The sequence below is a fragment of the Pseudomonas sp. F9001 genome (assembly GCF_013385435.1).
Lineage (GTDB): Bacteria > Pseudomonadota > Gammaproteobacteria > Pseudomonadales > Pseudomonadaceae > Aquipseudomonas.
The window spans coordinates 22,324-37,183 of record NZ_JACAPX010000011.1 but is presented as its reverse complement, the minus strand read 5'-3'; the positions used below and the strand labels follow the sequence as shown (position 1 = coordinate 37,183).

10 protein-coding genes are annotated in these 14,860 nt (G+C 61.1%); 2 read left to right on the top strand and 8 right to left on the bottom strand.

What is annotated here, in order from left to right:
• Positions 1 to 215: 215 nt before the first annotated feature.
• Entirely contained in the window at positions 216 to 980 is a 765-nt protein-coding gene (locus HX818_RS08910) for a sulfite exporter TauE/SafE family protein (protein ID WP_177019862.1), read from the bottom strand.
• Entirely contained in the window at positions 965 to 1,627 is a 663-nt protein-coding gene (locus tag HX818_RS08905; protein WP_008432591.1) for an FMN-binding negative transcriptional regulator, read from the bottom strand. The genes HX818_RS08910 and HX818_RS08905 overlap by 16 nt, the downstream gene beginning before the upstream one ends.
• Between HX818_RS08905 and HX818_RS08900 the strand changes: the two genes are divergently transcribed.
• Entirely contained in the window at positions 1,626 to 3,227 is a 1,602-nt protein-coding gene (locus HX818_RS08900) for a PLP-dependent aminotransferase family protein (RefSeq protein ID WP_256346295.1), read from the top strand. The genes HX818_RS08905 and HX818_RS08900 overlap by 2 nt on opposite strands.
• 250 nt (positions 3,228 to 3,477) lie before the next feature.
• On the opposite strand, the gene HX818_RS08895 is transcribed toward HX818_RS08900, so the two are convergent.
• A complete protein-coding gene (locus HX818_RS08895; protein ID WP_177019861.1) occupies positions 3,478 to 4,209 on the bottom strand; it encodes a hypothetical protein in 732 nt (243 codons plus the stop codon).
• Positions 4,210 to 4,544: 335 nt separating this feature from the next.
• On the opposite strand from HX818_RS08895, the gene HX818_RS08890 reads away from it, so the two are divergent.
• Positions 4,545 to 5,291, top strand: a complete 747-nt coding sequence (locus HX818_RS08890) for a BPL-N domain-containing protein (protein ID WP_177019860.1) — start codon at positions 4,545 to 4,547, stop codon at positions 5,289 to 5,291.
• A 68-nt stretch (positions 5,292 to 5,359) separates the two neighbouring features.
• On the opposite strand, the gene HX818_RS08885 is transcribed toward HX818_RS08890, so the two are convergent.
• The 5 genes from HX818_RS08885 to HX818_RS08865 all read right to left on the bottom strand — a co-directional run bounded on the left by HX818_RS08885 (position 5,360) and on the right by HX818_RS08865 (position 14,857).
• A complete protein-coding gene (locus tag HX818_RS08885) occupies positions 5,360 to 5,623 on the bottom strand; it encodes a hypothetical protein (RefSeq protein ID WP_177019859.1) in 264 nt (87 codons plus the stop codon).
• Between the two features lie 236 nt (positions 5,624 to 5,859).
• Positions 5,860 to 8,388 carry an excinuclease ABC subunit UvrA gene (locus tag HX818_RS08880; RefSeq protein WP_177019858.1) on the bottom strand — a complete coding sequence of 843 codons (2,529 nt, stop codon included), beginning with the start codon at positions 8,386 to 8,388 and terminating at the stop codon, positions 5,860 to 5,862.
• A gap of 165 nt (positions 8,389 to 8,553) precedes the next feature.
• Positions 8,554 to 10,263, bottom strand: a complete 1,710-nt coding sequence (locus tag HX818_RS08875; RefSeq protein WP_177019857.1) for an ATP-binding protein — start codon at positions 10,261 to 10,263, stop codon at positions 8,554 to 8,556.
• 113 nt (positions 10,264 to 10,376) lie between these two features.
• On the bottom strand, positions 10,377 to 13,466 hold the full coding sequence (locus tag HX818_RS08870) for an error-prone DNA polymerase (protein WP_371315704.1): 3,090 nt from the start codon (positions 13,464 to 13,466) through the stop codon (positions 10,377 to 10,379).
• On the bottom strand, positions 13,442 to 14,857 hold the full coding sequence (locus tag HX818_RS08865) for a DNA polymerase Y family protein (RefSeq protein ID WP_177019855.1): 1,416 nt from the start codon (positions 14,855 to 14,857) through the stop codon (positions 13,442 to 13,444). Before HX818_RS08865 ends, HX818_RS08870 begins: the two co-directional genes overlap by 25 nt.
• Between the last annotated feature and the right edge of the window lie 3 nt (positions 14,858 to 14,860).

Genomic DNA, 14,860 nt, shown 5'->3' with positions numbered 1-14,860 from the left:
TCGGAGCGCCGTCTGAGTATCTGCGTCCAGTTCAGATGCTCGGTTACTACCCTGACGAAGTCCTCAAGCGCTAATTTTAGCTCGATGAAGCACGCCTAGCCGAGCAGAGCATCCTAGTGTCACAGGCCATTTGAACGGCCTCTGACTGCTAACATTCCGTTGGCAGCCAGTCGGATAATGGCCGTAACGTTGGGCCTCATAGTGGTGAGGCATTTTCAGACGATATAGCCACTTATGCCGTCCCACAGAAGTTTTACCGCGGTGACTACGAGCAGGCAGTAGCAGGCAAGGTACATCTGGCGTTGATCCAGCTTGGTGTGCAGTCGCCAGCCCAGCCAGACACCACTTGGAACTGCTAACAGGCAGATGACCATCAGGCTTAGCACGTTACCGGTGGGCCTGGCTAGCAGCAGCCAAGGCACTGCCTTGAGCAGATTGCCTACGGTAAAGAACATGCTGGTGGTGCCGGCATAGGTTTTCTTGCTTAGACCGAGCGGCAACAGGTATATCGCTAATGGTGGCCCACCAGAATGCGCGACCATAGTCGTGATCCCAGAGGTGACGCCTGCGGACACCGCCTTGAGCGATGAGCGCTGGCTGACCCTGATTTCCCCACCGGTTTTGAACCAGAGGCCGACAAAAATCAGGGTAACCGCCGCCATCACTAACGCGACTGCGCGGTGATCCATGACGCGAAAGAGTAGATAGCCGACACCGATGCCGACAATCAGACCTGGTAACAACAGCACCAGGTCGGGTTTAGACCAAGTGGATGGCTTCCAGTAACGCAGGCCGAACAGGTCCATCGCGATAAACAACGGCGCTAGCAGTCCGCCGGCTGTGAGCGGATCCATCACCAGCGACAGCAGCGGAATGCCGACAATGGAGAAGCCTCCACCGAAAGCACCTTTCATAAAGCAGATCAAAAAAACTCCGGCGAAGGTCACCAGAATCGTGGTGGTGGTCAACTCAAGGTCCACGGTGCTGCCCCCTGATCCGGCTGCTCAAGGTTGGCCAGCATTATCGAAGAAAGCTCAACGTGCCCGCGCTCGCGCAAGTGCGCGATCGCAGACAAGCGATCAGCGTGCGACTTGTTTTGATTGAGCTTGCGCTTGCATTCAACGCACTGCATTTCGATCTCGATACCGACAACTCTCGACACCATCTCGTCCAGATATTCACGCGGCGCATCGCCCATCTTCCAGGGCTTGATCTCCTTGGACTCCTGGTGGCGAGTCAGTTGGGCCAGGGTGCGGCGCAGGAGCTTTTCTTCCGACATCACGCGCATGACGCCATGCACATGCACCACCTCGTAGTTCCATGTGGGAACCTGGCGATGCGTTTCGTGCTTGGACGCATACCAGTTGGGCGAAATGTAGCCTTCTGCCCCCCTGAAGATCACCATGACAGGCGTGCCGCCGGCGCAACGTTGCCACACAGGATTGGCGCGGGCCACATGAGCGGTCAGCAACCCGTATGTTCCGTGGCCGGTATCGAGTTCAAAGGGAATGTGGTCCGCATCCATGCCGGATTCACCCTCAGTCACGAGGATGCCCAGCGGATTGTCGCGGATAATTCGGTGCAACTGTTCCGGGCGGTGCTCTGCGAAGTGTTCGGGAATGTACATGGGATTTCACTACGGATTGTTGGGAGTCCATAATGTCGAACACGACCTGCATCATCGAAAGTGCCAGTTTCGAGGTTTTTCCATGGGCCAGTTTTCAGCCAATCCGGATGCATTTTCCCGCGGCGCGCAACGTCGGATCTATGCCAGGCTGCGCGCGCAGATAGAAGACGGCACGCTTGCCGCCGGCACGAGGCTCATGTCGACGCGGGCAATCGCGGCCGAACTCGGCGTGTCGCGAACCACGGTAACGGCGGCTTACGAGCAACTGGCGGCCGAAGGCTTTGTCCTGACATCAGTGGGCAAGGCCGCCACGGTAGCGAGCATAATCAGCACTCAATCCGGGCATGCCCAAGGGGACTCGACGCAGCAAAAGGAACTGCCGCCAGTGCTTTCCCTTTACGGACAACGAGTGGCCATCATGAAGCCGTACAACATGGCGTCACCCCAAGCCCGCATCGATTTCAGGTACGGCTCGGTCGCTACCAGGGATTTTCCGGCGCTGGGTTGGCAGCGCGCCTACCGTTCCGAACTAGTCAAGCGTCAACCGAGCCTCGCTTACGGCCACCCCGAAGGGGAAGAGCGCTTGCGCAATGCGCTGCAAGGTTATCTGCGACGCGCACGCGGTCTGGCGTGCGATGCGGATCAAATACTCGTCGTGCATGGCTCGCAGCAAGGACTTGACCTGTGCGCCCGGCTTTTGCTGAACCCGCAAGATGCATTCGTCTTCGAAGAGCCTGGCTACCGCATGGCCAGATATTGCTTTGAGGCCACGGGCGCGACGGCGTTGCCCATACCCGTCGATGCCTCTGGACTGGATACCAGTGCTCTGCCGGAAGGTGATCGCGTGCGCCTGGCCTTTGTCACTCCGTCGCACCAGTTTCCCATGGGGGCGGTGCTTCCTGTCGCACGTCGCCTCGAACTGCTGAGTTGGGCGAGGCGACATCGCGCGTGGATCATTGAGGACGATTACGGCGGCGAGTTTCGCTATGGCCAGCGGCCCATCGACGCACTGCAATCCATGGACGCAGATGCTCGCGTCATTTATGTCGGAACGTTCTCCAAGGCACTCTCACCGCAACTCAGGTTGGGTTATCTGGTTCTTCCACGCGAGTTGGTTCACGTTTTCCGTGAAGCAAAACGGCTGACCGATCGACACTCACCGCGCTGGGAGCAAAACGTGCTCGCCTCATTGATCGAAAGTGGAACCTATGAGCGTCACGTTCGCCGCCTGCGGCGGGAAAATGAACTGCGGCGAAGGGCATTACTGGAGGCTTTTGAACAGCATCTGGCGGAATATGGGCAACTGGCCGGCATGGCGGCGGGCTTACACGGCGTATTAACGCTACCCGCGCTTCGCGCTCAGGATGAGCCGACGTTGCAGGCGATAGCGCTCGAACGCGGGGTTGGCGTATATCCGCTTTCGCCGCTGTTTGCCGAACCCACGTCGGTAGAATACGAGCGACCGGCAGGGCTCATTTTGGGCTATGCCGGCCTGACAACGCAGCAGATTCATGAAGGGATCGGCATTCTTGGCACGGTGGTTCGGGAGGTTGAAGAGCTTGGGGCTCGGTCCGGATCAGTGGATGACTATGTCATCTAATATGCGGCTCGAACACGAGCAAATTTACAAGGTAGAGATAAGGCGAATAAGAAAAAGTGGTCGGCTTGAGTGACTGCTAAAGGTGGAAAATGGTTCTGGACGGAGGGACCGCTATTGGCCGATTGCAGCCCATCATGACGGGTAGCTTCTTGAAAACTGGCCCCCATTATCGGCCCCAATTTTTCGATGCTGATAATTGGCTACTTTTCCCCGGAAAACCTCCTGGCTTGGGTCGAAGTCGTCGATACAACTACCACCGCCTCCACCACGCTTTCTGAGCAACCACCTCAGGCTTCAGCGAGGCGATCTTAGAGCCAGCAATCTTTACCGGTGCGACGTCCAGACCATCGAAGCTACCTAGACCCAGAGGGGGGCTTTCTGCTTGTAGAAAGCGAGTGGTTTCTGCTGAAGCCACTGCATGCAGTAACGACGAGGGCGTTATATTCCGACTCAAGACGTGAATGCCGCTCTCTGGGTCATGCAGACCACTTACATCGGTGCCTTCAACGCCGTCTATCAGAAGCGGCTGGATCATGACCGTCCCAAGCTCGTAGGTGATATCCAGATCACCGCAAACGCAACGCAGCCTTTGCAGTTCACCATTCGAAGATACACACACAAAATCCAGCCCGTCGTCATCCGTGCAAAAGCTGCAAACGTGTAATTGAAGGCTTTTACTCAGCGCTAAATTCACATTCAGGAAAGCTCTCTTGAAGTAGTCGGCTAGCTGAGCATCCTTAAGCACTTTGTATATCCGCGATAGCGCTGCCAATTCTTGAGGGAGCTCAAGCGGTACATCCTTGATGGGTGGCATAGACGTAAAGGGCCATTTCCGTTCTTCGCCAGCCTTGAACGTGTCTAAGTAGAACGACGTGGCGTTTTCATCCTGGTGCAATGACCAACCAATGCTCACCGGCAACGTAGAAAGTGGTTCTAACTCCGGCTTCACATTCATCGCGTGAGCAACGACAAGATACCCCATTGTTTAGATCCTTCAGGTACAGGGCTGAATCGCTCCAAGCATAGTCGATACTTGAGTGTGTGCTATTGGCCGATAGCATTCGCGCATGGCCGAGAGCTGACTCAAATGGCCTGAAAAATTCCGGGGATTGAAAATGGAAGAAACGCTCTCTTCGATATTTATGCGCACTAAAGGAAAACCCATAAATTCCAACGGAAAAACCGTCGTTACGATCATCAACCCCGATTTTTCCTAGCCGATTTACAAATGTTAACTCCTTCAAGTGGCTATTGGCTTTAGGCTTCGAATCACAAAGTCCGATCGGACCCAATCAGCTCTAAGACGACTCTACAACCATGAATCTGCACGCCATCGCCGCGACGCTTTTTGCGTTTTTCACACTGCTTCCTTCCTCAGTGCACGCCGCGACCCCCATCGCCCATGTCGCTATCTACCGAGGCCCGGCGGGCTGCGAGGGATGTTCAGAGAATGTCAAAACAGCCCTGCTGCGCGTCCGCCCGAATGCGCAGATTGACTTTGTAGGTGCTGATGAATCGATCGACATCACGCGGCAAAGCCTCGCTCGTTATGACCTCTACGTTCAACCCGGCGGCGGTCAGGACATCCCTGCGGCGCTTGATAGTTTGGGGGATGCGCGGGCGCAAGCCATTCGTGACTTTGTCGCCCAGGGTGGGCGCTACCTGGGGCTGTGTATGGGCGCGTATCTGGCCGATGACAGCAATTTTGGCCTGATACCCTACGGCCTTGATTCAGAGGCGGGCAGGCCTGGGTTTGAGGTCGCGGGGATTGCGGACGCGGCGGTGAACGTTGTGTGGGATGGGAAAGCCGATAGTGTCTTTTATCAGGATGGGCCTTACTTTCCCAAGCCTGGCGCGACCTTGCCTTCTTCAACCATTGCGACCTACCGGAATGGGGATGTGGCGGCAGCGCGTTACACCTATGAAAAGGGGGTAGTGGTGCTGAGTGGCCCGCATCCTGAGGCGGATCGGGAGTGGTTCGAGAAGGCGAATATTCCCTTGAGCGAGATGCCGCGGGGTGAGCTTTTTGGGGCGTTGGTGCGCAGCATTGAGGGGCGCAGGTAGAGGGCGATGATGACTTCCGGATTCCAGCTGGATGCTCCAGCCAACTGAAAAAATCATATGGCAGCTAGCTATTTACCCAGGTTTTGATTCATCAAATTGTCCAGTACGGGAAATTTGGTGGCCGCCTGCCATTCGCGTAAATGCTTGCAGCCTTCATCATTGAGCTCGGCAAGGTTGCTGCGAGCGTCGCATATCGTGAACCACTTCTGCCGGAGAGATGGATACTTTACAAATTCTTCCCGGGTTGGGGGTTGGTTAGTGGATAAACGCAGAACTGACAGCACTAAAAGTGCAGACACTCCGATACTGATAGAGCCGTTTTTATAATTCATATCAACTTCCGCAAATGAGAAACCTAACCCCACAGCAGAACTAATGACCGCTGTTAATTGCTTGGGGCGTTGGTCGACTATAAGAAGAGAAATGGATCGATAAAAGATCCATTTTCGACGTATCTCATAGGGCCATTTATTCACAAGATGGGGAAATCAGAAAAAATCGGGGCAGTCTACCGAACGCTCGGGCAATCACGAAGCTGCCGGCGAACCTGGCGCATGTCGAGCAAAACTCAGCCCAACTCGCGCCCCAAAAACGGCGCCGTCCGGCTGCTCTTGCTCTTCGCCACCTTCTGCGGCGTGCCACTCACCACCACCTTCCCGCCTCGATCCCCGGACCCCGGCCCAATATCAATCACCCAATCACTCTGGGCCACAACGCGCATTTCATGCTCCACCACAATCACCGTGTGCCCCGCCTCCACCAGATGATTCAACTGGCTCAACAACCGGTCCACATCCCGCGGATGCAGCCCGGTCGTCGGTTCATCCAGCACATACAACGTCGCGCCCCGGGCATTGCGTTGCAGCTCGGTCGCCAGCTTGATCCGCTGCGCTTCCCCGCCCGACAGCTCCGTGGCCGGCTGGCCAAGGCGCAAATACCCCAAGCCAATATCCCGCAGCACTTGCAGCGAACGCAGCACACCCGGCTCTTCGGCAAATACCCCTACCGCCTGTTCAACCGTCAGCCCCAGTACCTGGGCGATGGTCAGCCCTTCCCACTTGATTGCTAACGTTTCCGGGTTGTACCGCGCCCCGTGGCACGTCGGGCATGGCGCGTACACGCTGGGCATGAACAGCAATTCAACGCTGACAAACCCCTCGCCTTCGCAGTTCGGGCAGCGGCCTTTGGCGACGTTGAAAGAGAATTGCCCGGCGTCGAAATGGCGCTTTTTCGCCGCGGGTGTGGCGGCGAACAGTTTGCGTACGTTGTCGAACAGGCCGGTGTAGGTCGCGAGGTTGGAGCGCGGTGTGCGGCCGATGGGTTTCTGGTCCACCTGCACCAGGCGGCGAATGTGTTCCAGCCCGCCGCTGATACGGCCGCCGCTGGTTTGCGGGGCGTCGTCTTCGAGGCTGGGTTCGTCTTCGGTTTCCACCACGCGGCCCAGGCCTGCGCCTACCAGTTCCAACAGCGCCTGGCTGACGAGGCTGGATTTGCCCGAGCCGGAAATGCCGGTGACGGCGGTGAAGCAGCCCAGGGGAAAGTCCACGCTGAGGTCGTTGAGGTTGTTGCGCGTGACGCCTTCCAGGCTCAGCCAGCCGGTGGGTTGGCGCGGTGGTTGGCTGACCGGGCGTTTTTCGGCGAACAGGTATTCGCGGGTTTGCGAGGCTTCAATCTGTGCGAGGCCGGCGGGTGGGCCGCTGTACAGGACCTGGCCGCCGTGTTCACCGGCAGCCGGGCCGACGTCGATCAGCCAGTCGGCCCGGCGCATGGTTTCCAGGTCGTGTTCCACCACGAACAGTGAGTTGCCGGCGGCCTTCAGGCGGTCGAGGGCGGCGAACAGGGCTTCGCCGTCAGCGGGATGCAGGCCGGCGGAAGGTTCGTCGAGCACGTAGATTACGCCGAACAGTTGCGAGCCCAGTTGGGTGGCCAGGCGCAGGCGTTGCAGTTCGCCGGAGGACAGGGTTGGTGTGCTGCGTTCCAGGGCCAGGTAGCCGAGGCCGAGGTCGGTCAGGGTGCTGACGCGTTCGAGCAGGTCCTGGGCGATGCGTTGGGCAGCCAGGCGTTTTTCCACGGAGAGCTTTTTATCGCCCTGCCCTTCGGCCACCGGTCGCAGCAGTTCGGCGAGTTGCAGCAGGGACATTTGCGACAGCTCGCCAATGTCCACGCCGGCAAATTTCACCGACAGCGCGGCCTTGTTCAGGCGTTTGCCTTCACACAGCGGGCACGGGCTGCCTTGCATGAACTGCGACACGCGCTTTTTCATCAGGGCGCTTTGGGAGTGGGTGAAGGTGTGCAGGATGTAGCGTCGGGCACCGGTGAAGGTGCCCTGGTAGCTGGGCTCGAGTTTGCGTTTGAGGGCGTCGCGGGTCTGGGCCGGTGTGAAGCCGGCGTACACCGGTACGGTGGGGGTTTCTTCGGTGAAGAGGATCCAGTCGCGCTGCTTTTTCGGCAGGTCGCGCCACGGGATGTCGACGTCGTAACCCAGGGTGACGAGGATGTCGCGCTGGTTCTGGCCTTGCCACGCCAACGGCCAGGACGCCACGGCGCGCTGGCGGATGGTGAGGGAAGGATCGGGCACCATCAGGGCTTCGGTCACTTCGTACACGCGGCCCAGGCCGTGGCATTGCGGGCAGGCGCCCTGGGGCAGGTTGGGGGAAAAGTCTTCGGCGTACAGCATCGGTTGCCCCGCCGGGTAACTGCCGGCGCGGGAGTAGAGCATGCGGATCAGGCTGGACAAGGTGGTGACGCTGCCCACTGATGAACGTGTGCTGGGTGTACCGCGCTGTTGTTGCAGGGCCACGGCGGGCGGCAGGCCTTCGATGGAGTCGACGTCCGGTACGCCGACCTGGTCGATCAGGCGGCGGGCGTAGGGCGCCACGGATTCGAAGTAGCGGCGCTGAGCTTCGGCGTAGACGGTGGAGAATGCCAGCGAGGACTTGCCGGAGCCTGACACGCCGGTGAACACCACCAGGGCGTCGCGGGGGATGTCCACGTCGACGTTGCGCAGGTTGTGTTCCCGGGCACCTCGTACCCGCACGAAGCCAGGGCGTTGGGTGGTGAGTGAGGTGTCTGGTGGCAGGTTGCGCTGGGAAGTCATGGGTAACCTTATCGGTGTGTTCAAGGCAGTGAAGATCAACTGTGGGAGCCGGGCTTGCCCGCGATGGCGGAGTGTCAGGCACCCCATTCGATAACTGGCACACCGTCATCGCGGGCAAGCCCGGCTCCCACAGTGGTTTGGTGTTGCTGGCTGGATCTTCATTCGTCACATCATTCGGGAGGTCAGTACCGAGCGCACCCGTTGCGCCAAGTCATCCGGGCCATAGGGTTTGCTCAGCAGGTGAATGTCGTTGCCCAGCAGGTGGTTGCTGGAAAGAATGTCGCGGGTATGCCCGGAGGTAAACAGCACCGCTATCGCCGGCACTTGCCTGCGCGCCCACTCGGCCAGGTCGGTGCTTTTGACCCGGCCCGGCATCACCACGTCGGTGAAGATCAGGTCCGGTTGCAGGCCGGCCTGGAGCATCAGCATGGCCCGGTCGCCGTCTTCGGCGGTGAGCACGGTGTAGCCGGATTGTTCGAGCAATTCCACCGCGGCCGCGCGTACGCCTTCGTTGTCCTCAACCACCAGGATCGTCTCATGGCCGCCGGTGGGTTGTGTGAGCTCGACGGGCGCATCGTGGTTTTCCGGCTCTCCCAAATTGCGCGGGAAATACATCTGCACCACGGTACCGCTGCCCTCCACGCTCTCGACCTCAACATGCCCGCCACTTTGGCGCACGAACCCGAACACCATGCTCAGGCCCAGGCCGGTACCGTGGCCATTCGGCTTGGTGGTGAAAAACGGTTCGAAGGCCCGTGCCAGGATCGTTGGTGACATGCCGGCGCCGCTGTCGGCGACGGCCAGGCGCACATATTCACCGGGGTTGATGCTTTTACCGGCGCAATCCGGAGGGTTGAGAATAATGTTTTCGCCGGTGATCCGAATCACGCCCTCGCCTTTCATGGCATCCCGGGCGTTGATCGCCAGGTTGAGCAGTGCGTTTTCCAGTTGGTTGCGGTCGACGTTAATGCACCATGGATCCTGGGGCAGTTGCACATCAATGTGGATGGTTTCTCCCAGCGCCCGCTGCAGCAGCTCGCCCAGGCCTTCATAGATGCGCAGCGGGTTGTACACCGCCGGTGACAATGGCTGGCGACGGGCGAAGGCCAGCAGTTGCGAGGTCAGCTTGGCCCCACGTTCCACTGCCGCGATGGCGGCGCTGACACGGCGCTGCACCTGGGGGTTGTCCGGCTCATGCCGGGCCAGCAGGTGCAGGTTGCCGGCGACCACTTGCAGCAGGTTGTTGAAGTCGTGGGCCACGCCGCCGGTCAGGCCGCCGATGGCTTCCAGCTTCTGTGATTGACGCAACTGTTCTTCGGCGGCGGAACGGGCCTGCACCTCCGCGGCCACGCGCTGCTCCAGGTTGTGGGTGAGTTCCTGGCGCAGGCGCTCGGAGATCATATGTTCGGTGGTCTCCACCACAATCGCCAGGACCCCGGCCGGTTGTTGGTCGTCACCGGCCACGGGGCTGTAATACAGGTCCATCCAGACTTCTTCCGGGCGGCCGTCGCGCAACAGTTCCAGGGGCAGGTTGCGGTAGGACAAGGTGCCGCCGGCCAGGCAGGTGTCGACCACATTGCGGTTGAAGTCGGCGACTTCCGGCCAGCCCAGTTCCACCGGCGCACCCAGCAGATAAGGGTGGCGACCGCCGGCAAACACCGAATAGCTGTCGTTGTAGATCATGTAACCGGCGTGCCCCCACAGCATCACCATGGGCATGGGCGATGCCAGCATCATCTGCACGGCGCTGGTCAGGCTGGAGGGCCAGGCACTCATCGGGCCGAGGTCGGTGGTGGACCAATCGAAAGCACGAATCCTCTGGGCCATTTCCCCAGCCCAACCCTCACAGCCGTGGGTATTGGATAAAAACTGCATCGGTCGGCTCTGCAAAAGATAAAAGGTGGGCGGCGATGAAAACTTTGAGCCCGGCAGCGGCGGTTGGTTTCATCGCATATTGCTTATGCCGGCAGGAAGGAGCAAGGGCCGGCTCAGCGAAAGTCCCGGCTGCGCACACTGATGCCCGACAGCAACGGGGTCAGGTCGGTCAAGCGCCCGGCGATCAGGTGCCGAACCTCCCCCACCGCTTCCCAGCGGCCATCCACCTTGAGCAACCGCGAGCCCACCAGCGCCTGGCGTTGGCGCTCGGCCAGATCGCGCCAGACCACCACATTGATATTGCCGAACTCATCTTCCAGGGTGACGAAGGTAACGCCGCTGGCCGTGCCCGGGCGCTGTCGACCGGTGACCAGGCCGGCGACGCTGACGTTGCGGCCATGCTCAACCCGCAGCAATTCCCTGGAACTGCGGCAACGCCGCGCGCGCAGTTCATCGCGCAACAGCGCCAACGGGTGTGGGCCCAGGGTGGTGCCGACGCTGGCATAGTCGGCATACAAATCTTCGCCGACTGTCGGCTGCGGCAGCTCCACCACCGCCTCTTCCGGGCTGGCGATACCGGCAAACAGGCCCAGTTGTTTCTGCACCCCGGCCACCTCCCAACGCGCCCGGTGCCGATGCCCGGCCAGGCCGCGCAAGGCACCGGCATCCGCCAGCAGTTCCTGGGCGCGAGTGTCCAATTGGGCACGCTCGCCCAAGTCGGCAATATCAAAAAACGCCCGGGCCTGGCGCGCCATTTCGATACGCCGGCCATCCTCTTCGCGAAACCCGGAGATCATGCGCAAGCCCATGCGAATCGCCGGTTGCTGGCCTTCGATCGGCTCAAGGCTGCAATCCCAGTCACTGGCCTGCACATCCACCGGGCGGATCTGCAAATGATGGCGACGGGCGTCCTGCAGGATCTGGTCGGGGCTGTAGAAACCCATGGGCCAGCTGTTGATCAGGGCGCAGGCGAACGCTGCCGGTTCATGGCATTTAAGCCAGCAACTGGCATAGGTCAGCAAGGCGAAACTGGCGGCGTGGGACTCGGGAAAACCGTAGCTGCCAAAGCCCTTGATCTGCTCGAAGATCTGCGCGGCGAAGGCTTCGCTGTAGCCGTTTTTCAGCATGCCGGTGCGCAGGCGTTGCTGATGGGGTTCGAGGCCGCCGTGGCGTTTCCAGGCGGCCATGGAACGGCGCAGTTGGTCGGCTTCGCCGGGTGTGTAATCGGCGGCGACCATGGCGATCTGCATGACCTGTTCCTGGAACAGCGGGATGCCCAGGGTGCGCTCCAGTACGGACTTGAGTTCCGGCGACGGGTAGGTGGTTTCTTCCTCCTTGTTCCGCCGCCGCAGGTAAGGATGCACCATGCCACCCTGGATGGGCCCCGGCCGCACGATGGCGACCTCAATGACCAGGTCGTAGAATTTTTCCGGGCGCAGGCGGGGCAACATCGACATCTGCGCCCGCGACTCAATCTGGAACACGCCGATAGTGTCGGCCTTGCTGATCATCGCGTAGGTTGCCGCATCTTCCTTGGGCACCGAAGCCAGGCTCATGTCCCGGTTGCGATGGCGGCGCAGCAGGTCGAAGCAGCGGCGAATCGCACTGAGCATGCCCAGCGCGAGGATGTCCACCTTGAGCAGGCCCACGGCGTCAAGGTCGTCCTTGTCCCACTGGATGATGGTGCGCTCGGCCATGGCCGCATTTTCCACCGGCACCAGGGTGTCCAGCGGGTGTTCGGAAATCACGAAACCGCCGGGGTGCTGGGACAGGTGCCGGGGGAAGCCGATCAGTTGTTGGGTCAAGGTCAGCACCCGGCGCAGCACCGGGCTGTCGGGGTCGAAACCACCTTCGCGCAAGCGTTCCAGGGGCGGTGCTTCGTCGCTCCAGCGCCCACAACAGTCGGCCAGGGCGTTGACCTGATCCGGCGGCAACCCGAGGGCCTTGGCCACGTCGCGCACCGCGCCGGCGCCGTGGTAGCTGCTGACCACCGCCGTCAACGCGGCGCGGGTACGACCGTAGCGCTGGAAGACGTATTGCAGCACTTCTTCGCGGCGTTCGTGCTCGAAGTCCACGTCGATGTCCGGCGGCTCGTTGCGTTCGCGAGACAGGAAGCGCTCGAACAGCATGTTCATCAGGCTCGGGTCGATCTCGGTGATGCCCAGGGCAAAACACACCGCCGAGTTGGCCGCCGAGCCACGGCCCTGGCACAGGATCGAACGGCTGCGGGCGAAGCGCACAATGTCGTGTACGGTGAGGAAGTAGCTTTCGTAGCCGAGGTCGCTGATCAGTTCCAATTCGTTATTGATCTGCTGGAGGGTCTTGGCGTCGACCCCTTTCGGCCAACGCTGGGCGATGCCTTGCTCGGTCAAGGTGCGTAACCAGGATTTTGCATCCTGGCCTTCAGGTACCAACTCCCTGGGGTATTGATAGCGCAATTGGCCGAGGTCAAAGGTGCAACGCCGGGCAATGTTCAGGGACTCTTCCAGCAAGTGCGCCGGGTACAGCGCGGCCAATGCATCGAGGCTGCGCAAGTGCCGTTCACCATTGGGATGCAGGCGCGCGCCGGCTTCGGCCACCGGGACGTGGTGACGGATTGCGGTCATGGTGTCTTGCAACGCACGGCGACCGCGCACATGCATATGCACATCGCCGCAGGCCACCGCCGGCAGGTGCAGGCTGGCGGCCAGGTTCAGGCGTTGCTCAAGGTGACGGGCATCGTTCTGGCCGCAATGCAGTTCCACCGCCAGCCACAGGCGATCGGTGAAGGTGCTGCGCAGCCATTGGATATGGGCCTGGGTGTCGGTGTCTTCGACCATCCATAACGCGAGCAAGCCGTGTACCGCGGTGAAGTCTTCCTGCAGCAACCGGTAGTGACCTTTTTCCGCACGGCGACGGGCGATGGTGATCAGCCGGCACAGGTGTTGATAGCCTTCCAGGTTCTCCACCAGCAGCACCAGCTTGGGGCCGTTTTCCAGGCGCATCTCGCTGCCGATAATCAGCGGCAACCCGACTTCCTTGGCCGCCTGCCAGGCACGGACGATGCCCGACAAGGTGCATTCATCGGTGATGGCCAGCGCCTCGTAACCCTGCTGTTTGGCCCGTTCAAACAGCTCGCGGGCACTGGAGGCGCCCCGCTGGAAACTGAAGTTGGACAGGCAGTGCAGCTCCGCGTACTTCATGCAAACCAGCCTTGCAGCCACAGCGTGCCGCTTTCGCCCACGGTGCGGTAAGCCCAGCCCTGCTGGCCGGCGCGGGTGCGCACCAGGTAGTAATCGCGGCGCACATCGGCGCCATCCCACCAGCCGGACTCGATGCGTTCCGGGCCCATCAGGATGTGTAGACCTTGCTCGGCCAGAGGCGTCGGTTCATGCAGCAACCAGCCCGGGCGTTGCACGTTATTTGAGGGTGAGCACGGGCGAAGATCAGCACCGGCTTGCCAGGCGCATTCTGGGCGGTGGTCGGCGTGAAAGCGCAGGCCTTGCACCGCTTCGTCCCCCAACCGCGCCCGCAGGCGTTCGCGCAGTTGTTCCCACGGCAGGGTTTGTTGCGGGCGCTCGTCGAACAGGTCCTGGCGCTGGGGCACAAACACCGGCAGGTCCTGGGCCACCAGGCGAAAGCCGCGCACCGGCGAGGTGACTTGCACTTGCTCCAGGCGCCCACGGGCCAGTTCGAACAGCATCGCCGCGTCACGCTCGGCGCTGAGCAGGCCGACCTTGATCACGCTGTCGGGCTCGGCCGCGTGCTCCAGGTGCAGGTCAAAACGCTGCACGCCACTGTCGCGGCCACACAGGAACGCCGACAGGTCGCCAGTCAAACGGCGCAAGGGAAACAGCAAGGCCTGGTGGGACAACACATCAAAATTCAGCTCGATGCGCACATCAAACCGGTCCGGCGGCTGGTAGAACGCCAGCGCCAGGGGCCGTTGGCCGCACAGTGCATCGAGGTGCTTGAGCAGCGCAGCGTCGAAGCGCCGGGCCAGGGTATGCCGAGGCAACGCCTGCACCTGGGCCAGGGTGCGCAAGCCCATGCGCGACAATGCGCTGGCGGCTTGCGGGTCGAGGCCGGCGCGGTCGATGGGGATCGGTGCCAGGGCGTGTTGCAGGTATTGCTCATCGGCCACGGCCAGGCCGTCGTAGGCATTCGCCAATATCCGCGCCGCCGCCGGGTTCGGCGCGGCGACGATGCGGTGACGAAACCCCAGTTCGGTCAGCTCCTTGCGCAAGCGTGCTTCGAGCAACGGCCAGGGCCCGAACAGGCCCAGGCTCGACTCGATCTCGAACAGCAACGCCCGTGGGTAGAACACGCTGACCTGGGAGCTGAAACGGTAGGCCCAGGCGGCGAGAAACTGCTGCCAGTATTCGATCTGCGCCGGGTCGTATTCGGCGCAGGCAAAAGCCTTGGTCAAGGCATGGGCCGCCGTCAGCGACTGGCCGGGGCGCAGGCCGAGTTTGCGCGCGGCGTCATTGACGGTTTGCAGCACCCGCCGCTGCGGCGTGCCGGCCAGCAGGGCCAACGGCTGGTCCGGTTCGGGGCGCGAACGCAGCACCCCGTCCAGCGCCAATTGCGGGAACACAATACACACCCAGCGCATGCC

Coding starts and splice junctions, on each gene's coding strand:
- HX818_RS08890 (WP_177019860.1), top strand. CDS start 4,545: ATGAATCTGCACGCCATCGCCGCGACGCTTTTTGCGTTTTTCACACTG.
- HX818_RS08885 (WP_177019859.1), bottom strand. CDS start 5,623: ATGAATTATAAAAACGGCTCTATCAGTATCGGAGTGTCTGCACTTTTA.
- HX818_RS08900 (WP_256346295.1), top strand. CDS start 1,626: ATGGGATTTCACTACGGATTGTTGGGAGTCCATAATGTCGAACACGAC.
- HX818_RS08875 (WP_177019857.1), bottom strand. CDS start 10,263: ATGCAGTTTTTATCCAATACCCACGGCTGTGAGGGTTGGGCTGGGGAA.
- HX818_RS08865 (WP_177019855.1), bottom strand. CDS start 14,857: ATGCGCTGGGTGTGTATTGTGTTCCCGCAATTGGCGCTGGACGGGGTG.
- HX818_RS08895 (WP_177019861.1), bottom strand. CDS start 4,209: ATGGGGTATCTTGTCGTTGCTCACGCGATGAATGTGAAGCCGGAGTTA.
- HX818_RS08905 (WP_008432591.1), bottom strand. CDS start 1,627: ATGTACATTCCCGAACACTTCGCAGAGCACCGCCCGGAACAGTTGCAC.
- HX818_RS08880 (WP_177019858.1), bottom strand. CDS start 8,388: ATGACTTCCCAGCGCAACCTGCCACCAGACACCTCACTCACCACCCAA.